The 17,031-nt window shown below is 72.5% G+C and carries 19 protein-coding genes; 12 read left to right on the top strand and 7 right to left on the bottom strand.

Features of this window, described 5'->3' with window-relative positions:
• Window positions 1-280 precede the first annotated feature (280 nt).
• Window positions 281-2,659: a M28 family peptidase gene (locus O7598_RS02445; protein WP_269689830.1), complete on the top strand. Its 2,379-nt coding sequence runs from the start codon at window positions 281-283 to the stop codon at window positions 2,657-2,659.
• Here O7598_RS02445 and O7598_RS02440 read toward each other — a convergent pair.
• Window positions 2,656-3,492, bottom strand: coding sequence for an SDR family oxidoreductase (locus O7598_RS02440; RefSeq protein ID WP_269689829.1), 837 nt, complete (start codon window positions 3,490-3,492; stop codon window positions 2,656-2,658). The two genes, O7598_RS02445 and O7598_RS02440, sit on opposite strands and share 4 nt — an antisense overlap.
• A gap of 108 nt (window positions 3,493-3,600) precedes the next feature.
• Between O7598_RS02440 and O7598_RS02435 the strand changes: the two genes are divergently transcribed.
• The 4 genes from O7598_RS02435 (at window position 3,601) to O7598_RS02420 (ending at window position 6,249) form a co-directional block, all read left to right on the top strand.
• Window positions 3,601-4,197, top strand: a complete 597-nt coding sequence (locus O7598_RS02435; protein WP_269689828.1) for a TetR/AcrR family transcriptional regulator — start codon at window positions 3,601-3,603, stop codon at window positions 4,195-4,197.
• Window positions 4,198-4,280: 83 nt separating this feature from the next.
• Window positions 4,281-4,883, top strand: coding sequence for a dihydrofolate reductase family protein (locus tag O7598_RS02430; RefSeq protein WP_269689827.1), 603 nt, complete (start codon window positions 4,281-4,283; stop codon window positions 4,881-4,883).
• An 84-nt stretch (window positions 4,884-4,967) separates the two neighbouring features.
• Complete coding sequence (locus O7598_RS02425) at window positions 4,968-5,702, top strand: hypothetical protein (RefSeq protein WP_269689826.1); 735 nt, start codon at window positions 4,968-4,970, stop codon at window positions 5,700-5,702.
• 31 nt (window positions 5,703-5,733) lie between these two features.
• A complete protein-coding gene (locus tag O7598_RS02420) occupies window positions 5,734-6,249 on the top strand; it encodes an SET domain-containing protein (RefSeq protein ID WP_269689825.1) in 516 nt (171 codons plus the stop codon).
• A gap of 136 nt (window positions 6,250-6,385) precedes the next feature.
• On the opposite strand, the gene O7598_RS02415 is transcribed toward O7598_RS02420, so the two are convergent.
• A complete protein-coding gene (locus O7598_RS02415; RefSeq protein ID WP_269689824.1) occupies window positions 6,386-6,715 on the bottom strand; it encodes a hypothetical protein in 330 nt (109 codons plus the stop codon).
• A gap of 81 nt (window positions 6,716-6,796) precedes the next feature.
• Between O7598_RS02415 and O7598_RS02410 the strand changes: the two genes are divergently transcribed.
• Window positions 6,797-7,246 carry a GNAT family N-acetyltransferase gene (locus O7598_RS02410; RefSeq protein ID WP_269689823.1) on the top strand — a complete coding sequence of 150 codons (450 nt, stop codon included), beginning with the start codon at window positions 6,797-6,799 and terminating at the stop codon, window positions 7,244-7,246.
• 41 nt (window positions 7,247-7,287) lie between these two features.
• Window positions 7,288-7,737 carry a hypothetical protein gene (locus O7598_RS02405; RefSeq protein ID WP_269689822.1) on the top strand — a complete coding sequence of 150 codons (450 nt, stop codon included), beginning with the start codon at window positions 7,288-7,290 and terminating at the stop codon, window positions 7,735-7,737.
• Here O7598_RS02405 and O7598_RS02400 read toward each other — a convergent pair.
• The 4 genes from O7598_RS02400 to O7598_RS02385 all read right to left on the bottom strand — a co-directional run bounded on the left by O7598_RS02400 (window position 7,645) and on the right by O7598_RS02385 (window position 9,765).
• Window positions 7,645-8,187 (bottom strand): hypothetical protein, encoded by a 543-nt coding sequence (locus O7598_RS02400; RefSeq protein ID WP_269689821.1) that lies wholly within the window; start codon window positions 8,185-8,187, stop codon window positions 7,645-7,647. The two genes, O7598_RS02405 and O7598_RS02400, sit on opposite strands and share 93 nt — an antisense overlap.
• A gap of 49 nt (window positions 8,188-8,236) precedes the next feature.
• Window positions 8,237-8,491 (bottom strand): Smr/MutS family protein, encoded by a 255-nt coding sequence (locus O7598_RS02395; RefSeq protein ID WP_013288724.1) that lies wholly within the window; start codon window positions 8,489-8,491, stop codon window positions 8,237-8,239.
• A gap of 55 nt (window positions 8,492-8,546) precedes the next feature.
• Window positions 8,547-8,909, bottom strand: coding sequence for a tetratricopeptide repeat protein (locus O7598_RS02390; protein ID WP_091065485.1), 363 nt, complete (start codon window positions 8,907-8,909; stop codon window positions 8,547-8,549).
• 85 nt (window positions 8,910-8,994) lie between these two features.
• Window positions 8,995-9,765: an ROK family protein gene (locus O7598_RS02385; protein ID WP_091065482.1), complete on the bottom strand. Its 771-nt coding sequence runs from the start codon at window positions 9,763-9,765 to the stop codon at window positions 8,995-8,997.
• An 85-nt stretch (window positions 9,766-9,850) separates the two neighbouring features.
• On the opposite strand from O7598_RS02385, the gene O7598_RS02380 reads away from it, so the two are divergent.
• From O7598_RS02380 to O7598_RS02370, 3 genes are all read left to right on the top strand, one after another.
• A complete protein-coding gene (locus O7598_RS02380; protein ID WP_269689820.1) occupies window positions 9,851-11,488 on the top strand; it encodes an ABC-F family ATP-binding cassette domain-containing protein in 1,638 nt (545 codons plus the stop codon).
• Between the two features lie 38 nt (window positions 11,489-11,526).
• Window positions 11,527-11,835: a hypothetical protein gene (locus O7598_RS02375; RefSeq protein WP_269689819.1), complete on the top strand. Its 309-nt coding sequence runs from the start codon at window positions 11,527-11,529 to the stop codon at window positions 11,833-11,835.
• Between the two features lie 316 nt (window positions 11,836-12,151).
• The gene (locus tag O7598_RS02370; RefSeq protein WP_269689818.1) at window positions 12,152-12,877 is read left to right on the top strand and encodes a methyltransferase domain-containing protein; all 726 of its coding nucleotides are present in this window, start codon (window positions 12,152-12,154) and stop codon (window positions 12,875-12,877) included.
• 108 nt (window positions 12,878-12,985) lie between these two features.
• Here O7598_RS02370 and O7598_RS02365 read toward each other — a convergent pair whose 3' ends face one another.
• Window positions 12,986-13,993, bottom strand: coding sequence for a LacI family DNA-binding transcriptional regulator (locus O7598_RS02365; RefSeq protein WP_269689817.1), 1,008 nt, complete (start codon window positions 13,991-13,993; stop codon window positions 12,986-12,988).
• Window positions 13,994-14,145: 152 nt separating this feature from the next.
• Here O7598_RS02365 and arfA point away from each other — a divergent pair, with 152 nt between their 5' ends.
• Window positions 14,146-15,657 (top strand): arabinosylfuranosidase ArfA, encoded by a 1,512-nt coding sequence (gene arfA / locus O7598_RS02360; protein WP_269689816.1) that lies wholly within the window; start codon window positions 14,146-14,148, stop codon window positions 15,655-15,657.
• A 38-nt stretch (window positions 15,658-15,695) separates the two neighbouring features.
• Window positions 15,696-17,030, top strand: coding sequence for an ABC transporter substrate-binding protein (locus tag O7598_RS02355; RefSeq protein ID WP_269689815.1), 1,335 nt, complete (start codon window positions 15,696-15,698; stop codon window positions 17,028-17,030).
• Window position 17,031 lies beyond the last annotated feature (1 nt).

Here is a 17,031-nt window from a genome sequence, read left to right as displayed (position 1 = left end):
CGGCCGGGCCACCGCCGCGAGTCGCGGGAGTTCGCTGGTGATGGCGGGCTCCTTCCGAGTGCCCTTGCTGATCCTGGCGGAGACAACGGTCGCACACAACACGAACCCCGCCGTGGGTGGCGGGTGGGTGACCCGTCCACCCGGACAGCGACGCGGCCGACCCACGATGTTACGCGGGAGCGCTGCCAGCCCGGCAACGCACCGACGCCGGGAGTGCCGCCGCGCCCGGCGGGGGTGCAGGATGATGCCCACCCCCGTTGATCCACCCCGAGGAGTTCCCGTGGGCGCACCCCCCACCCGCCCCGCCGACCGGGCGTTCGCCAAGCCTCGTCGCCGGCTGCTCGCCGCCGTCGTCGCGCTTGTCGCGCTGCTCGCCGTCGGGGCGGGCGTCCTGGTCGGTCTGGCCACCCCGGCGCCGCGCCCGGCGGACGCGCCGGCCGGCGAGTTCAGCGCCGGCCGGGCGTACCGGAACGTCGAGGTGATCGCGGCCCGGCCGCACGTGGCCGGCAGCGAGGCCAACGACCGGGTACGCGAACACCTGGTCGGCGCGCTGCGCGGGCTGGGCCTTCAGACCGAGGTGCAGGACGCGGTGGCGCCCGAGGCGGGGCAGCTCAGCGGCGCGGCCGGCGGGTCGACGCTGGCCCGGGTGCGGAACGTGGTGGCCCGGCTCCCCGGCACCGACCCGACCGGCAAGGTCTTCCTGGTCTCGCACTACGACTCGGTGCAGACCGGGCCGGGCGGTAACGACGACGCCGCCGGCACCGCCACCATCCTGGAGGTGGCCCGCGCGCTGAGCACCGGCCCGCGCCCCCGCAACGACGTGGTCTTCGTGCTCACCGATGCGGAGGAGGCGTGCCTCTGCGGCGCGGCCGGGTTCGCCGCCGACCACCCGTTGGCAGCCGACGGCGGGGTGGTGCTCAACCTGGAGGCGCGCGGCTCCACCGGCCCGGTGATCATGTTCGAGACGTCGCGGAACAACGCGAAGCTGGTGGACGTGTTCGGCCGGGCCGCGCCGCACCCGGTGGGCACCTCGTTCGCGGTGGAGATCTACCGGGCGCTGCCCAACGACACCGACTTCACCGCGTTTCTCGACCAGAAGTTCGTCGGCCTCAACTCGGCCTACATCGACGGGGGCGCGATCTACCACACCCCGCTGGACGTGCCGGCCCGGATGGACCGGGGCAGCCTCCAGATGCACGGCGACAACGCGCTCGGCCTGGCCCGCGAGTTCGGCCGCACCGACCTGGGCGACCTGCGCTCCGGCCACGACGACACCTACTTCCCGGTGTTCGGCGGGCTGGTCAGCTACCCCGGTTGGCTGACCCTGCCGCTGGCGGTGGCCGCGCTGCTCGCCGTCGGCGCGCTGGGCTGGCTGCTGCGCCGCCGGGGCCGGGCCTCCGTCGGCACGCTCGCCGCCGGCTTCGGGCTGTCCCTGGTGCCGGTCGTCCTGGCCCCGCTGGGCGCGTGGCTGCTCTGGGCCGCGGTCACCACGATCCGACCCGGGTACGCCGAGCTGCTCGACCCGTACCGTCCGGTCTGGTACCGCCTCGCCGTGGTGGCGCTCGCCGCCACGGTGCTGCTCTGCTGGTACGCCCTGTCCCGCCGCCGGGTCGGCCCGGCCGCGCTGGCCTTCGGGGGCCTGCTCTGGCTGGCCCTGTTCGGCGTGCTGCTCGCCGTGCTGGTGCCCGGCGGCGCGTACCTGACCACCCTGCCGGCGCTGGCCGGCGCGGTCGCCGGCCTCGCGGCGCTGGCCACCCGGCTGGACGGCCCGTGGCCGGTGGTCGCGGTGACGCTGGCCGGCGCGGTGGCCGTGGTGATCCTGCTGCCCCCGGTGGTGCTGCTCTTCCCGGCGCTCGGCATGGGCATGGGCGCGGTGGCCGCGCTGGTCGCGGTGCTGCTGGGCCTGGCCCTGCTGCCGGTGGTGGACCTGCTGCACCCGCGCGCCGGCGGCCAGCGTGGCCTGCTGGCGCTGCGCGCCCGCCGCCTCGGCGCGCTGCCGGCCGGCGCGGCGTTCGTCGCGGCGGCGGTGCTCGCCGCTGTCGGCCTCGCCGTGGACCGTTTCGACGCCGACCACCCCGTGCCCACCCACCTGATGTACGCGCTGGACGCCGGCACGAAGAAGGCGGCCTGGCTCAGCCACGAGGACAGGCCGCAGCCCTGGACCGACCGCTACGTCGACCGGACCATCTCGGTGGCCGACGACTTCCCCGGGATCGGTGACGGCGAGCTGCGCGCCGGCCCGGCCCCGGCGGCGGCCCTGCCCGCGCCGAAGCTGGAGACGCTCGACGACTCCCGCGACGGCGACCAGCGGGTGCTGCGGGTGCGGGTCACCCCGCAGCGGCAGGTGCGGCTGCTCACGTTGCACGTCGACACCGGCACCGCCACCGTGCGGGCCGCCTCGGTGGCCGGGCGGGACGTGCCGGTGAAGGCGCGCGCGGGCCGGTGGGGCTTCGGCATCGTGTTCCACGCCCCGCCGCCGGAGGGCGTCGAGGTGACGCTGACGCTGGTGCCGTCGTCCGACTCGGTACGCCTGCGGGCGATGGACGCCAGCGACGGGCTGGACGCGCTGCCCGGCTTCCGGCCCCGGCCGGCGACCGTGGGCGTGGTCGGCTCGCACAGCTCGGAGATGCTGGCGGTGGCCCAGACGTACTCGTTCTAACCGGCCGTCCCGGGAGCGGGCACCGCGTGCTCGGCGGCGCGGCTGACCCGCTCCCAGCCGGCCCAGGTGTCCATCCGTCGGCGGGAGATGTCGAACGCCAGGTCGTAGACCATGCTGCCGAGCAGCAGCCGCAGCGGCGGGTTGTCGCTGTCGACGAGTCGCAGCAGGGCCTCGGCGGCCAGCCGGGGCTCGCTGTCGACCGAGCCGTCCGCCCACTGTCGCTCCAGCTCGGCGCGGAGCGGCGCGTAGGCGTCCATCGGGGTGGTGGCGCCGGCGCTGGTGTAGAGGTCGGTCCAGTAGCCGCCGGGCTGCACGATGCTGACCTTGACGTCGAAGGCCGCCGCCTCCGCCGCCAGGGCCTCGCTCATGCCCTCCAGGGCGAACTTGCTCGCACTGTACATGCCGGTGCTCGGGAAGCCACCGAGCGCGGCGATGCTGGAAACCTGCACGATGTGGCCGGACCGTTGGGCGCGTAGGTGCGGCAGCACGGCCTGGCTGACCCACAGCGCGCCGAAGACGTTCACCTCGAACTGGGCGCGCGCCTCGGCCTCGGTGAACTCCTCGATCATGCCCATGGACAGGGTGCCGGCGTTGTTGACGACGACGTCGAGCCGCCCGAAGTGCTCGACCGCGCTGGCCACGGCGGCGAATACGGCCGCCCGGTCGGTCACGTCGAGGGTCAGGGTCAGCAGCCGGTCGCCGTGCCGCGCGTCGAAGTCGTCGGGGGTGACGGTCCGGGCCGCGGCGACCACCCGGTCACCCCGGTCGAGCGCCGCTCCCGCGAACGCCCGACCCAGGCCGCGGCTGGCGCCGGTGATGAACCAGGTACGCATGTCGGTGTTCCCCTCCGTTGATGAGACGAGACGGTCCGTCTCGACTCTGCACCCTCACGCCGTTCGTCGTCAAGACGAGACGGTTCGTCTCGTTGATATGCTGCTCCCATGACGCCGCCGAACACGGCCCGCCGACGGGAAGCCTCCCGCCGCGCCATCCTCACCGCCGCCTTCGACCTGCTCCAGGAGGTCGAGTACGCGAAGATCAGCATCGAGGGCATCGCCAGCCGCGCCGGCGTCGGCAAACAGACCATCTACCGCTGGTGGCCGTCCAAGGGCGCTGTCGTCTTCGACGCGTTCCTCATGCTCAGCGAGGGCGCCGAGGGCGAGCCGGTGCGCCTGCCGGACACCGGTGACCTGGCCGCCGACCTGACCGAGGTGCTCCGCGCGACGGTGGCGGAACTGACCGACAGCCGGTACGAGCCACCGATGCGCGCACTGGCCACCGAGATCGCCCACGACCCCGACCTGGCGGCGGCATACGCCGAACGACTCGACGGGCCGCTGCGGGAAGCGAAACGGGAGCGCCTGCGCAGCGCCCAGCGGGCCGGACAGCTCGCCGAGGATGTCGACCTCGACGTCGCGGTGGACCTGATCTGGGGACCGGTGTTCCAGCGCTGGCTGCACCGAGGCGGGCCGCTCACCACCGACTGGACGGACCGCCTGGTCGCCACCGCGCTGGACGGGTTGCGACCCCGCCGGTGACTTCTTCGGTATGGATGTCGAGGAAGGGCCGGTCGGCTTCTACCCCCGGGTGAAAGCTGGCGACGCGACCCGAGGAGCAGACGATGAACAAGGTGACCACCGGCGCGACCGTGTCCCTGGACGGCTACATCGCCGACCCGTCGCACGGCGGGTTCGAGCACCTCTTCCAGTGGTACGGCAACGGCGACGTCGAGGTGCCGACAGCCGACCCGGACCTGACGTTCCGGACCTCGGCGGCCAGCGCCGAACACATCCGCGCGCTGGTCGAGCGCACCGGGGCGCTCGTGGTCGGCCGCACGCTGTTCGACCTGACCAACGGCTGGGGCGGCCGGCACCCGCTGGACAAGCCCGTGGTCGTGGTGACCCACCGGGTGCCGGACGGCTGGGAAGCCGCGGGCGAGTCGTTCGTCTTCGTCACCGACGGCATCGAGCAAGCCATCTCGCGGGCCCACGCCCTGGCCGGGGGCAAGGAGGTCGGGGTGAACGGCGGGACGATCGCGCGGCAGGTGCTGGAGGCCGGGTTGCTGGACGAGGTGCACGTGGACCTGGTGCCGGTGCTGCTCGGCGACGGGATCCCGTTCTTCTCCGGGCTGGGGATCGCGCCGGTGCAGTTGGAGGGGCCGTTCCGGGTGGTCGAGGGCACCGGGGTCACCCACCTGGCCTACCGGGTCCCGCGTCACCAGTGATCCACACCACCTCGGCGTAGCGGAGTCGATCACGAGCCTCGCGGCCGATCAGCGGGGTGGACGCCCCTCGCTAGGGTCGCCTGCGTGATCGACGCGATCTCGGCCGCCGTGGTGCGGCATCGACGTCCCATCCTGGTGGCGGACGTGCTGCTGGCGGCCGGGAACGCCGCCGCGATGGCGTACGCGCCGGACGTGGCGGATGCGTTGGTCCCGCTGATCCTCCTCCTCGCCCTGACCGGCCTGCTCCTGTCCATCATCAGCCTCGGCAGGCGCCGCGCCGCCCTGGTGGTGCTGCCGCGGCGCCCGGCCTTCGCCGCACCCGTCCCGGCGTGGCGGGTCCTGCTCACCCTGGGTCTCCTCGGGCAGTCCTCCGTGACCGTCGGCGCGTACCTGCGGTCCACCGAGGCGGGCATCTCGACCACGTTCGACGCCGTCGTGGGCGCGCTCTGGCTCGGGGTGATCGCGCTGCTGGTCGTAGCGGCGTGGCGCGGAGACGACGTGCGGCTGAGCCCGGACGGCGTACGCACGATCGGGCTCCTCGGCTCGCGCACGGTCCCGTGGGAGGCCGGGCCGGGCGTCGCGGTACCCCGCGACGTCGAGCGGCCGCCGTTGCGGCTTCCGCTGACGGTCGCCGAGCCCGCGCTGGCGCGACGTCGTGGCCTGGTCGGGCGCGCCACCGTGCCGGTCGACAGCGTCGAACCCCGGTTCCTCGCCGCCGTGGTCAGCCACTACGTCGCCCACCCGCAGCATCGGACCGCCATCGGTACACCGGACGAGTACCAACGCCTGCTCACCCACCTGCGCGGCGCGACCGGTTGAACCGAGCGGCACGGCAGGCCAGGGTGGACGGGTGTGGCGCGCGCCCGAGGCCGACTGCTGGCTCCACCCCGACGTCGAGGTCCGCCCGTCCGGGATCTCGGGTGAGGGCCTGTTCGCCCGGGCTGCCATTGCGGCCGGGACGGCGGTGTCCCGGCTCGGCGGCCGGCTCGTCACCGACGGGGAGTTGCGCGCCCTGCTCGCCCGACCGGACCGCCCCTACGTCGACACCATCACGGTGGCGGACGATCTGCACCTCGTTCTGCCGCCCGGGCGGCCCAACGGCAAGGGCAACCACAGTTGCGACCCGAACCTGTGGTGGGACGCCCCGTTCACCCTGGTCACCCGCCGGGACGTCGCAGCCGGCGAGGAGCTGACGAACGACTACGCCACCAGCACCGGAGTCGGCGACTTCGCGATGGCGTGCGGATGCGGCGCGACGCGCTGCCGCCGGGTCGTCACCGGCGACGACTGGCGGTTGGCGGACCTCCAGCACCGGTACGGGGACCACTGGGTCCCCGCCCTCCTGACCTGGATCCGCCGTTCATAGAAACCGGACCGGCCAGACCGTTGATCCACACCAGTTCGTCGAGGTGGTCGCATGCACCCGCCCGGGATGCCGCCACTACGGCGTACCGGAGTGGATCACCGAGTCGCCTGGCAGGACCGCCCGCTGCGGCACGCGGTCAGGACGTGCCGAGTTCCACCCGGCACCCCTGGCCGATGTCGTCCGCCTCGTCGTCGGTGACCACCGCGTACGCGCCTCGCGGCACCCGGTCGAGCGCGGCCACCCGGGACGCGGCGGCGAGCAGGCCCGCCTCCTCCGCACCGCCGACCGCGAAGACGTAGACGTCGCCGCGTTCTTCACCCTCGTCGAACACGTCGATCTCCCCTCGGCCGTCCATCTCGGCGAGAAGCGCCTCGATGTCGTCGATCCAGGGGAAGGGATACACGTCAGCGGAGAGACCGGACGCCGGCACCAACGGAACGTGGATCTCCACGATCAACTCAGCCACCCGAGCATGATCGCCGTTGGCGGGGCTCCCGTCCACGAATACGGAGTCGCCGGCTCCGGCCTACCTCACTACGCTGCGCGCATGCGGCTGGAGAAGGTCACCCCCGACAACTACGAGGCGGCCCTCGGCCTGTCGGTACGCCCCGACCAGGAGGATCTGGTGGCGCCGGTGGTCAAGTCGCTCGCCGAGGCGTACGTCTTCCCGGAGCACGCCTGGCCGCGGCTGGTCTACGACGGGGACCGGCTCGTCGGCTTCCTCATGGCGTTCTTCGACATCGCGTGGAACGACGACCCGGACGACGTGCGCGCCGGCCTCTGGCGGCTGAACATCGCCGCCGACACCCAGGGCCGGGGCTACGGCCGGTTCGCCGTCGAGGCGGTGTGCGAGGAAATCCGCTCCCGGGGCGGCCACCGGGCGTACGTCACCTGGGAGCCCCGCCCCGGCGGCCCGGAGGAGTTCTACCTGAAGCTGGGCTTCCGGCCGACCGGTGAGCAGAGCGGCGGCCAGACGGTCGCCGTCCGGGACCTGTAGACCGAGTCCTGGTGTCGGCCCGGGCTGGCATGATCCGCGCCGTGGGCATCCTCTGTGACTACTTCTCGGCGCCGGACGACGACGCCGCCGCCACGGTCGCCGACGTGCTCGGCGGCCCGCGCTCCGCGTCGGGCTTCGAGGTGGTCGAACTGAAAGGGATCCAACCCGTCGTACAGCTCGGCACGCTGGAGGCGCTCCTGACCGGCGTCGCCTACGACGTGGTGACGGAGAACCCGAGGTGGGGCCAGGCCGTCGCGGTCCGCCACGACGGCGAGCTGCTGGTCATCTCGCTGACCGACGAGTTGCACGCCGCCCTGGCCGACGCCTCGGAGAGCCGGCTCCGGGAGGTGGCGGTGCCCTGGTCGGAGACCGAGGAGTTCTGGGGTCGGGGCGAACCGTCACTCCTGGCCGAGGTCCTGATCGAGCTGGCCGGTCTGGCCCGGCGGGCAACCGCCCGCAGCGAGCGGCTGTACTGCTGGGTCTGCGTCTAGTCCCGGTGCGTCACCACTCCGCTTCAGTTGCCGAGCGGTCATGATCGCGACGCCCAGCGAGACGACGTACAGGGCGAACGGGAAGACAAGCAACCAGGCCGCCGGGCCCACGACCCGGAGCAGCGCGGCACAGCCGACCGCGGCCCCGGCATTCAGGGCCACGTAGAAGCGGGCCAACCAGGCTCCCAGCCACCGGGCCCACACTCGGTCGCGGCGCAGTCCGATGCAGACAACGCCTGTCGCGACGGCGAACAGGAACGACGCGACGATGTCGCCGAGCCAGGTCGCCGTGCCGGCGGTACGGCCGAGTTCCGAGATCAGCAGCAGGTGGGCCGGCCCGAGGAGCGGTGCGACGTTCAGGGTCGTGATCACCCACAGGGTTCCCCGAAGCAGCACCGATCCGACCAGGCCGATCAACAGCCAGGTTCCGGCCGACCACTCTTTGAACATGTTCAGATCTTGCACCGTCCGCCGTGCGGGCCGCAGCCCCGGCGAAGCGCTATTTCCAGCGGAAGTGCACGAACAGCCGGCCGAAGTTCTTCGAGTCCTTCTCGACCCGGTGGTAGAGCTGCTTGACGTCCTTCTGGTCGAGGAAGCGCAGCACCTTCTTCTTCAGCGCGCCGGAGCCCTTGCCCGGGATGATCTCCACGAGCGTGGCCTTCTTCGCCACCGCCTCGTCCATGATCCCGCGCAACGCGCGGTCGATGTCGTGGCCCTTGTTGTAGATGTCGTGGAGGTCGAGCTTGAGCTTCACGAGTCCATCCTAGGTATGCCGAGGGGCAGCCCACCCGGGCTGCCCCTCGACGGAACTAACGACCGACCCGCCCCTCGACCCGCTTGAGGGCGGTGGCGTAGTCGGTGTTGGTGGAGTGCATGGCCGCCGCGATGCGCAGATGCCGCAGCGCGTCCGCCGGCCGGTTCATCCGCTCCAGCGTGCGACCGAGCACGTGGTGCGCGTAGTGGTCGCTCGGGTCCCGGTCGACCAGCTCACGCAGGTGCTCCTCGGCCCGGTTGAGCTGGGCCGACTGGAAGTAGGCCCGGGCCAGCAGCTGCCGCACCGAGGAGTTGTCGGGCTCCGCCTCGATGATCGGCTCGAGCAGCCGGGCCGCCCCGGTCGGGTCCCCCGAGTCGAAGAACATGGTCGCCCGCCGGTACTCCGCCAGAAGGTCCACTCGACCCACCTCCTCGTGTCGCGTCAGCCCTTTGTCCGACGCTGGCACAACACCGGAGGAACCGCGAGTGTTCCACGGGTAGAGATCAGGGCGTGGGGTCGTATCTGTCGCCCACAAGCTCCCAGGCCCGGACACCACCCACGATTCCGGCCGTGTTCGGGACGACCACGACATCGTCCCCCATCCGGGCCACCTGCTCGGAGCGGATCAGGCGCGAGTTGCCGCCGCCGAGGTAGAGCCGGTCCCAGCGGAACACCGGCCGCAGCCCGTCCACCACCTGCCGGATCCGCCGGGACCAGAACGCGTCGCCCAGGCGCCGCCGTTCCGGCTCCCCGACGTACGTGTCGTAGGTGGTGTTCCACCGCACCGGCGCGTGCGACAGCTCCAGGTGCGGGGCGATCGTCCCGCCGTCGAAGAGCGCGCTGCCCAGCCCGGTGCCGAGCGTCAGCACCAGCTCGCAGCCGGTCCCGGCGACCACGCCGGCGCCGTGCACCTCGGCGTCGTTGAGGACCAGCGCGGGCACGCCGAACGCCTCGGCCAGCGCGCCGCGCGCGTCGTACCCGGACCACTCCGCGACCAGGTCCGGGTCCACGCGGCTGCGCGGCCCGGCGCGGGTCACGTAGTGCGGGGTGGCCACCACCACGCCGTGCCGGATCATGCCGGGCATGCCGACGGTGAGCCGGTCCGCCGCGGGCAGCCGGGCGCCGAGATCGCGCAGCGTCTCGACGAACAAGGCCGGGGGCAGGGGGTACGGGGTGGGCACGCGCAGCGGGCGGGCCCGCATGGTGCCGGCGGCGTCAAGCACGGAGGCCTTGATCCCGCCGCCCCCGCAGTCGATCGCCAGTGTGGTCACCACGGCTGTGAGTCTCCCTCACGGGTGTGCCTGCCCGAGCGCGGGTCACGGTAATCCGGATGCGCGCGCCGGTAGGCTCGGTGACCTGATGAGCGCCACGTTGATCGCCAAGGATCTCACCGCCGGCCACGGTGACCGCCTCCTCTTCGAGGACCTCAGCCTGGTCGTCGCCCCCGGCGACGTGATCGGCCTGGTCGGGGTGAACGGCGCCGGCAAGTCCACGCTGCTGCGCACGCTCGCCGGCCTCCAGCCCCGGGAGCAGGGCACGGTGGCGTTGAACCCGCCCACCGCCACGGTCGGCTACCTGCCGCAGGAGCCGGAACGCCGGCCGGGCGAGACGGTCCGCGACTTCCTGGCCCGGCGCACCGGCGTGACCGCCGCGCAGGCCGCGCTGGACGCCGCCACGGAGGCGCTGACCGCCGGGGCGGCCGGCGCCGACGACGCGTACGCCGTCGCTCTGGAACGGTGGTTGGACCTGGGCGGCGCGGACCTGGACGAGCGGGCCGAGCAGGTCGCCGCGGAGCTGGGCCTCGACGTGGGCCTGGACCATCCGACGGTGGGGCTCTCCGGCGGGCAGGCGGCCCGTGCCGGGCTGGCCTCGCTGCTGCTCAGCCGCTACGACATCTTCCTGCTCGACGAGCCCACCAACGACCTCGACCTGGCCGGGCTGGACCGGCTGGAGCGGTTCGTCACCGGGCTGCGCGCCGGCACCGTGCTGGTCAGCCACGACCGCGAGTTCCTCACCCGCACGGTCAACCGGATCGTCGAACTCGACCTGCACCAGCGGCAGGTCAACCACTACGGCGGCGGCTACGCGGCCTACCTGGAGGAACGGGCCGTGGCGCGCCGGCACGCCCGCGAGGAGTTCGAGGAGTACGCCGACACGAAGGCCGGCCTGGAGGCGCGCGCCCGGACCCAGCGGGCCTGGATGGAGAAGGGCGTGAAGAACGCCCGCCGCAAGGCCACCGACAACGACAAGATCGGCCGCAAGTTCCGGGCCGAGTCGACCGAGAAGCAGGCGGCGAAGGCCAAGCAGACCGCACGGCTGATCGAGCGGCTGGAGGTGGTCGAGGAGCCGCGCAAGGAGTGGGAGCTCCAGATGGAGATCGCCGCCGCGCCCCGCGCCGGCGCCGTCGTGGCCTCGCTCCGAGGAGCAGTGGTACGCCGGGGCGCCTTCACGCTCGGCCCGGTGGACCTCCAGATCGACTGGGCCGACCGGGTGGCGATCACCGGGGCGAACGGCTCCGGCAAGAGCACCCTGCTGGCCGCGCTGCTGGGCCGGCTGCCGCTGGACGAGGGGCACGCCGCGCTCGGCCCGGGTGTGGTGGTCGGCGAGGTGGACCAGGCGCGCGGGCTGTTCCTCGGCGACCAGCCGCTGCTCGACGCGTTCGCCGCCGCCGTACCCGAACTCAACCCGGCGGACGTGCGGACGCTGCTGGCCAAGTTCGGCCTGCGCGCCGACCACGTGCTGCGCCCGGCGGCGACGCTGTCCCCCGGCGAGCGGACCCGGGCCGCGCTGGCGCTGCTCCAGGGCCGTGGCGTCAACCTGCTGGTGCTCGACGAGCCGACCAACCACCTCGACCTGGCGGCGATCGAGCAGTTGGAGTCGGCGCTGGCCGGTTACCCCGGCACGCTGCTGCTGGTGACCCACGACCGGCGGATGCTCGACGCGGTGAGCGTGAACCGGCGGCTGCGCGTGACCGACGGACGGATCGCCGAGGACTGATCCGTGCCGGCGCGCTCCCCCGGGGTGACAATGACCCCATGCCCAAGTGGGAGTACGCGCTGCTGGTCCGCCGCCGCCAGCCCGCCACCAACGACGCCGGCTGGGAGATCGTCTTCATCTGGTACGGCCCGGACGGCTCCATGGTCGACGTCACGCCCTACGGCGACACCGCCCTGGCCCACCTGAACCGGGCCGGCGACCAGGGCTGGGAGCTGGTCGCGATGAGCGAGGACCCGTCCCTGGCCGGCAACAACGAGCTGCACCGCTACCACCTCAAACGCCCGAAGCCGGCCGCTCCCCAGCCCCGCCAGCGCATGCGCCCCTCCCGCCGAACCCTCGCCCCCTGACCCCCCTCCCCTCCCCTCCCCTCCCCCACCCCGCCCCGCTCGCGTCGATCATGAAGTTGACGGCAGCGCGTGCCCGATTTGTCGCCGCCAACTTCATGATCGACGCGCTCTCTCGGGGCCGATCGGGTCGGCACGAGCTCCTTGATCACTGACCGGCGAGGCGCGGGCGAGGGGCAGACGCTGGGGCGGAGGGGGGTGCGGGCGCGGGGCGAGGGCGGGCGCGCGGGCGAGGGCGGGCGCGCGGCGCGGGCGCGGGGCACGGTGGGCGGGCGTGTATCGGGGCGGAATGGGGGTAACGCGCGGCCGGAGGTGGCGCATGGTGGCGATGGGGCAGGCCGCGCTCTCGGGTGAGCGGCTCCGGCAGGCCGACGGTTTCCTCGCCGAGGCGTGGGCCGATCTGGCGCGGCACGACGAGCGGCTGCGCGGCACGACAGTGGAGGTGCGCTTCGACCGGGGCGTAGCCCACCTGACCGGGGAGGTCGCCGACCCGACGCAACTTCGGCTGGTGCGGGATCTGATCGGCCGGTTGGACGGGGTGCTCGGGGTGTGGTGCCGGGTCGGGGTGGCCGGCCGGCCACCGGTGGTGGTGGACCTGGGCTGCGGGGCGACCAAGCAGTGGCCGGGCAACCTGGGGCTGGACATCTATCCGGCGCCGGGGGTGGACGCGGTCGCCAACCTCTCCGGGTCACTTCCGCTGCGGGACGACTCGGTGGACGTCTTCTTCGCCGTGCACATCGTGGAGCATCTGATCGACTTTCTGCCGCTGTTCGACGAGTGCCACCGGGTGTTGCGGCCGGGCGGGGTGCTGCACGTGATGAGTCCCTGGTGGCGGCACGTCAACGCGGTGGCCGACCCGACCCACGTCCGACTGCTCGACGTACAGACCTTCAAGGGCATCTGCGGTCAGCGCCCACCGGGCGCCCCGCGCTGGTATCCGCTGCACGTGGGCTGCGACGGCGCGTCCATCTTCGCCGACCTGACCCCGCTCCCCGCCGACGCTCCCCCGCCCCCCTCGTCCCACCTGGCCCGCTTCTTCGACTGACCCCGCCCCCCACCTCGCTGATCTTGCACTTTGTGCCCCTCGGACGAGGCATTCGCCCCGAATGCCGGGGCACCAACTGCAAGATCGCGGAGGGGAAGGGGGTGGAGGTCAGGGGCGGGGGGCGGATTCGCGGAGGGAGAGGCGGTGCGGGGCGACCAGTTCGCGGGGCGGGGCGTCGCGGTCGGCGGTCAGGCGGCCGGCGAGTAGTTCGACCGCCAGGCGGGCGATGCGTTCCTTGTCGGGGGCGACAGTGCTCAGGGTGGGGATCGAGAAGCGGCCGTCCTCGATGTCGTCGAAGCCGGCGACCGCGACGTCCTCCGGCACGCGCAGGCCGGCCTCGTGCAGGGCGCGCAGCGCGCCGAGGGCGAGCGTGTCGTTGAAGCAGAAGACGGCGTCGGGGCGTACCCCGGAGGTGAGCAGGTGCCGCATGGCGGCCGCGCCGTCCGCGCGGTGCCAGGCCGGCGCGGGCGCCACCAGGCTGTCGTCGTACCCGATGCCGGCCTCGGCCAGCGCGGCGGCGTAACCCTCCAGGCGCAGCCGGGCGCTGGCGCCCTCGGGGGTGCGTTGCGAGCCGATGGCGGCGATCCGGCGGCGGCCGAGCCCGACCAGGTGGGCGGTGATCTCCCGGGCGGCGGCCACGTTGTCGATCATGACGTGGTCGGCGGGGCCGTGGTCGACCCGCTCGCCGAGCAGCACCATCGGCAGGCCGTCGAGGCCGGCGAGGTCGTCGGCGGTGAGCGCGAGCGGGCTGAGGATCAGGCCGTCGATCATGTGGTCGCCGATCCCGCTGGCGGCCTTGCGTTCCTGCTCCGGGCCGCCGCTGGTCTGGTCGATCAGCACCGTCCAGCCGTGTTCGGCGGCGGCGGCGACGACGTGGCGGGCCAACTCGGCGAAGTAGGGGATGTCGAGTTCGGGGACGGCCAGCGCGATCACGCCGGTGCGTCCCTTACGCAGGTTGCGGGCCGACAGGTTGGGCCGGTAGTGCAGTTCGGCGATGGCCTCCTCGACCCGGGCCCGGGTGTCGGCGCGCACGTGCTGGTAGCCGTTGACGACGTTCGAGACGGTCTTCACCGACACGCCGGCCCGCTCCGCCACGTCCTTGAGCCTGTGCCGCACTGAACTTCCTCCCCGCCGAGCACTCCGGGCGCACTCTACCGCGTCACGACGTCGTAACGACCTCTTTACAGCACGGGTTACAACGTTGTAGAAACCAGGGACACGGTGACCGTGGTCACCGTTGAAGCGGCCCCGAGGGAAAGGTGGCATCCGTGCCGAACGCGCAGCTCACGGTCGACCCGGCGTTCCGGGTCGGCGAGGCCGACCGGCGGATCTTCGGCTCCTTCGTCGAGCACATGGGGCGATGCGTCTACGGCGGGATCTACGAACCCGGGCACCCCAACGCCGACCCGCGTGGCTTCCGCCGCGACGTGCTGGACCTGACCCGCGAGATGGGCGTCTCGGTGGTCCGCTACCCCGGCGGCAACTTCGTCTCCGGCTACCGCTGGGAGGACGGCGTCGGCCCCGTCGGCGACCGGCCGCGCCGGCTCGACCTGGCCTGGAAGACGATCGAGACCAACGCGTTCGGGCTGGACGAGTTCATGACCTGGGCCGCCGAGGCCGGCGTCGAGCCGATGATGGCGGTCAACCTCGGCACGCGCGGCATGCCCGAGGCCTGCGACCTGCTGGAGTACGCCAACCACCCGGGCGGCACCCGCCTCTCCGACCTGCGCCGCAAGCACGGCGCCGAGCAGCCGTACGGGGTGCGGCTGTGGTGCCTCGGCAACGAGATGGACGGTCCGTGGCAGGTCGGGCACAAGACCGCCGACGAGTACGGCCGGCTGGCCGCCGAGACCGCCCGCGCCATGAAGATGATCGACCCCTCGATCAGCCTGGTCGCCTGCGGAAGTTCCAACCGGGGCATGCCCACGTTCGCCGGGTGGGAGGCGACAGTGCTGGAGCACACCTACGAGCACGTCGACTACATCTCCGCCCACACCTACTACGACCCCTCCGACGGCGACCGGGCCAGCATCCTGGCCTCCGCCGTCGACATGGACGCCTTCATCACCGAGGTGACCGCCACCGCCGATTACGTGGGCGCCAAGCTGCGGCAGAAGCGCAAGCTGAAGATCTCCTTCGACGAGTGGAACGTCTGGTACCAGTCCCGCCTCCAGGCCGACCTGGACCGGCGCGGCTGGGTCGAGGCGCCGGCGCTGATCGAGGACGACTACACCGCCGACGACGCGGTGGTGGTCGGTGACCTGCTGATCACCCTGCTCCGGCACGCCGACCGGGTCGGGGTGGCCTGCCAGGCGCAGCTCGCCAACGTGATCGCCCCGATCCGCACCCGCAACGGCGGCCCCGCCTGGCGGCAGAGCATCTTCCACCCGTTCGCCCTCACCGCCCGGTACGCGCGCGGCACCGTGCTGCGCACCGAGCCGGTCGGGCCGACGTACCCGACGAAGCGGTACGGCGACGTGCCGGTGCTGGACACCGTCGCCGTGCACGACGAGGAGACCGGCGGCCTGGCCGTCTTCGCGGTCAACCGGGGCCCCGACGACCTCCCGCTCGACCTGGACCTGCGCGGCCTGCCCGGGCTGCGCGGCGAGGCGCATACCACCCTCGCGGCCGGCGCCGACCCGGTCGCCACGAACACCGAGGCCGATCCCGAGCGGGTCACGCCCCGGGAGCTCACCACCCCCACCCTCGACGGCGGCCGCTGCACCGTGGCGCTCCCCGCCACCTCCTGGAACCTGCTGCGTTTCGTGCCTCAGCCGTGACCAGGCAATACTCCAATTCCGTCCCCCAAGGAGTTCGCATGATCCAGAACGAGATGAGCCGGCGACGCCTGCTCGGCCTCGGCGTCGGCCTCGGCGCGGCGGCCTCGATGACCCTGGCCGGGTGCGGTGGCGGCAGCAGCAGCCCCGACAAGGCCGGCTCGGCCGGCAACGGCGGCAAGGACTACACCGGCCCGAAGGTCGACCTGAAGCTGTGGAACGGCTTCACCGGCGGCGACGGCGACATCTTCAAGACGCTGGTGCAGCAGTTCAACACCGAGCACCAGAACATCGCGGTCAGCGTGGTGACCTACCAGTGGGAGGACTACTACAGCAAGCTCCCCGGCGCGGTCTCCAGCGGCAACGGCCCGGACATCGCGGTCATGCACATGGACCAGCTCGCCACGTTCGCCGCCCGTGGCACGATCAGCGAGCTGGACGACGTGGCCAAGAACCTGGAACTCAGCGAGGGCGACTTCGCCCCCACGGTGTGGAAGGGCGGCCTGTACAACGAGAAGCGCTACGGCATCCCGCTGGACATGCACCCGCTGGGCTTCTACTACAACAAGGCCGTCATGCAGAAGGCCGGCCTGGACCCGAACAAGCCGCCGGCGACGAAGGACGAGTACACCGCGGCGCTGACCGAGCTGAAGAAGTCGGGCGTGCAGGGCTTCTGGGTCAGCCCGTTCCAGTTCACCGGCGGTATGACCTACTACAGCCTGCTGCACCAGTGGGGCGGGAAGCTCTTCGACGACGAGGTGGCGAAGGCGACCTTCAACTCCGACCCGGCGGTCGAGGCGTGCACCTGGCTGGTCGACCTGATCAAGCAGGGCCACTCGCCGGCCAACGTCGGCCAGGACGCCGACTACCTGGCGTTCAAGAGCGGCAAGAACGCCTTCAACTGGAACGGCATCTGGCAGATCAACGACCTGAAGAAGAGCGCGAACGTGGAGTGGGGCGTGGCCCCGCTGCCCCAGATCGGCAGCCAGCAGGCCGCCTGGGCGAACTCGCACAACTTCACCATCGTCAAGCAGCGCTCCGCCAACGAGAACAAGGTCTCCGGCGCGAAGGTCTTCATCAACTGGCTGAGCCAGCACTCGCTGGACTGGGCCAAGGGCGGCCAGGTGCCGGCCCGCAAGGCGGTCCGGGAGAGCGCCGAGTTCAAGGCGCTCGCCGAGGTCAACGCGCTCGCCCCCGAGCTGGAGTACGCGGCGTTCCCGCCGGCCACCCCGGGTCTCGGCGAGGTCATCCTGACCTTCTACAACGCCTTCAACGAGGCCGCGCTGAACAAGAAGTCGCCGAAGCAGGCGCTGGACGACGGCGTGGCCAAGGCGAACAAGCAGCTCGAGGACAACCGCAAGAAGTACGGGAACTGAT

This window comes from Micromonospora sp. WMMC241 (assembly GCF_027460165.1).
Lineage (GTDB): Bacteria > Actinomycetota > Actinomycetes > Mycobacteriales > Micromonosporaceae > Micromonospora > Micromonospora humi.
Note: the sequence above shows the minus strand (reverse complement) of the source record. Positions and strands in the feature narration are given on the sequence as shown.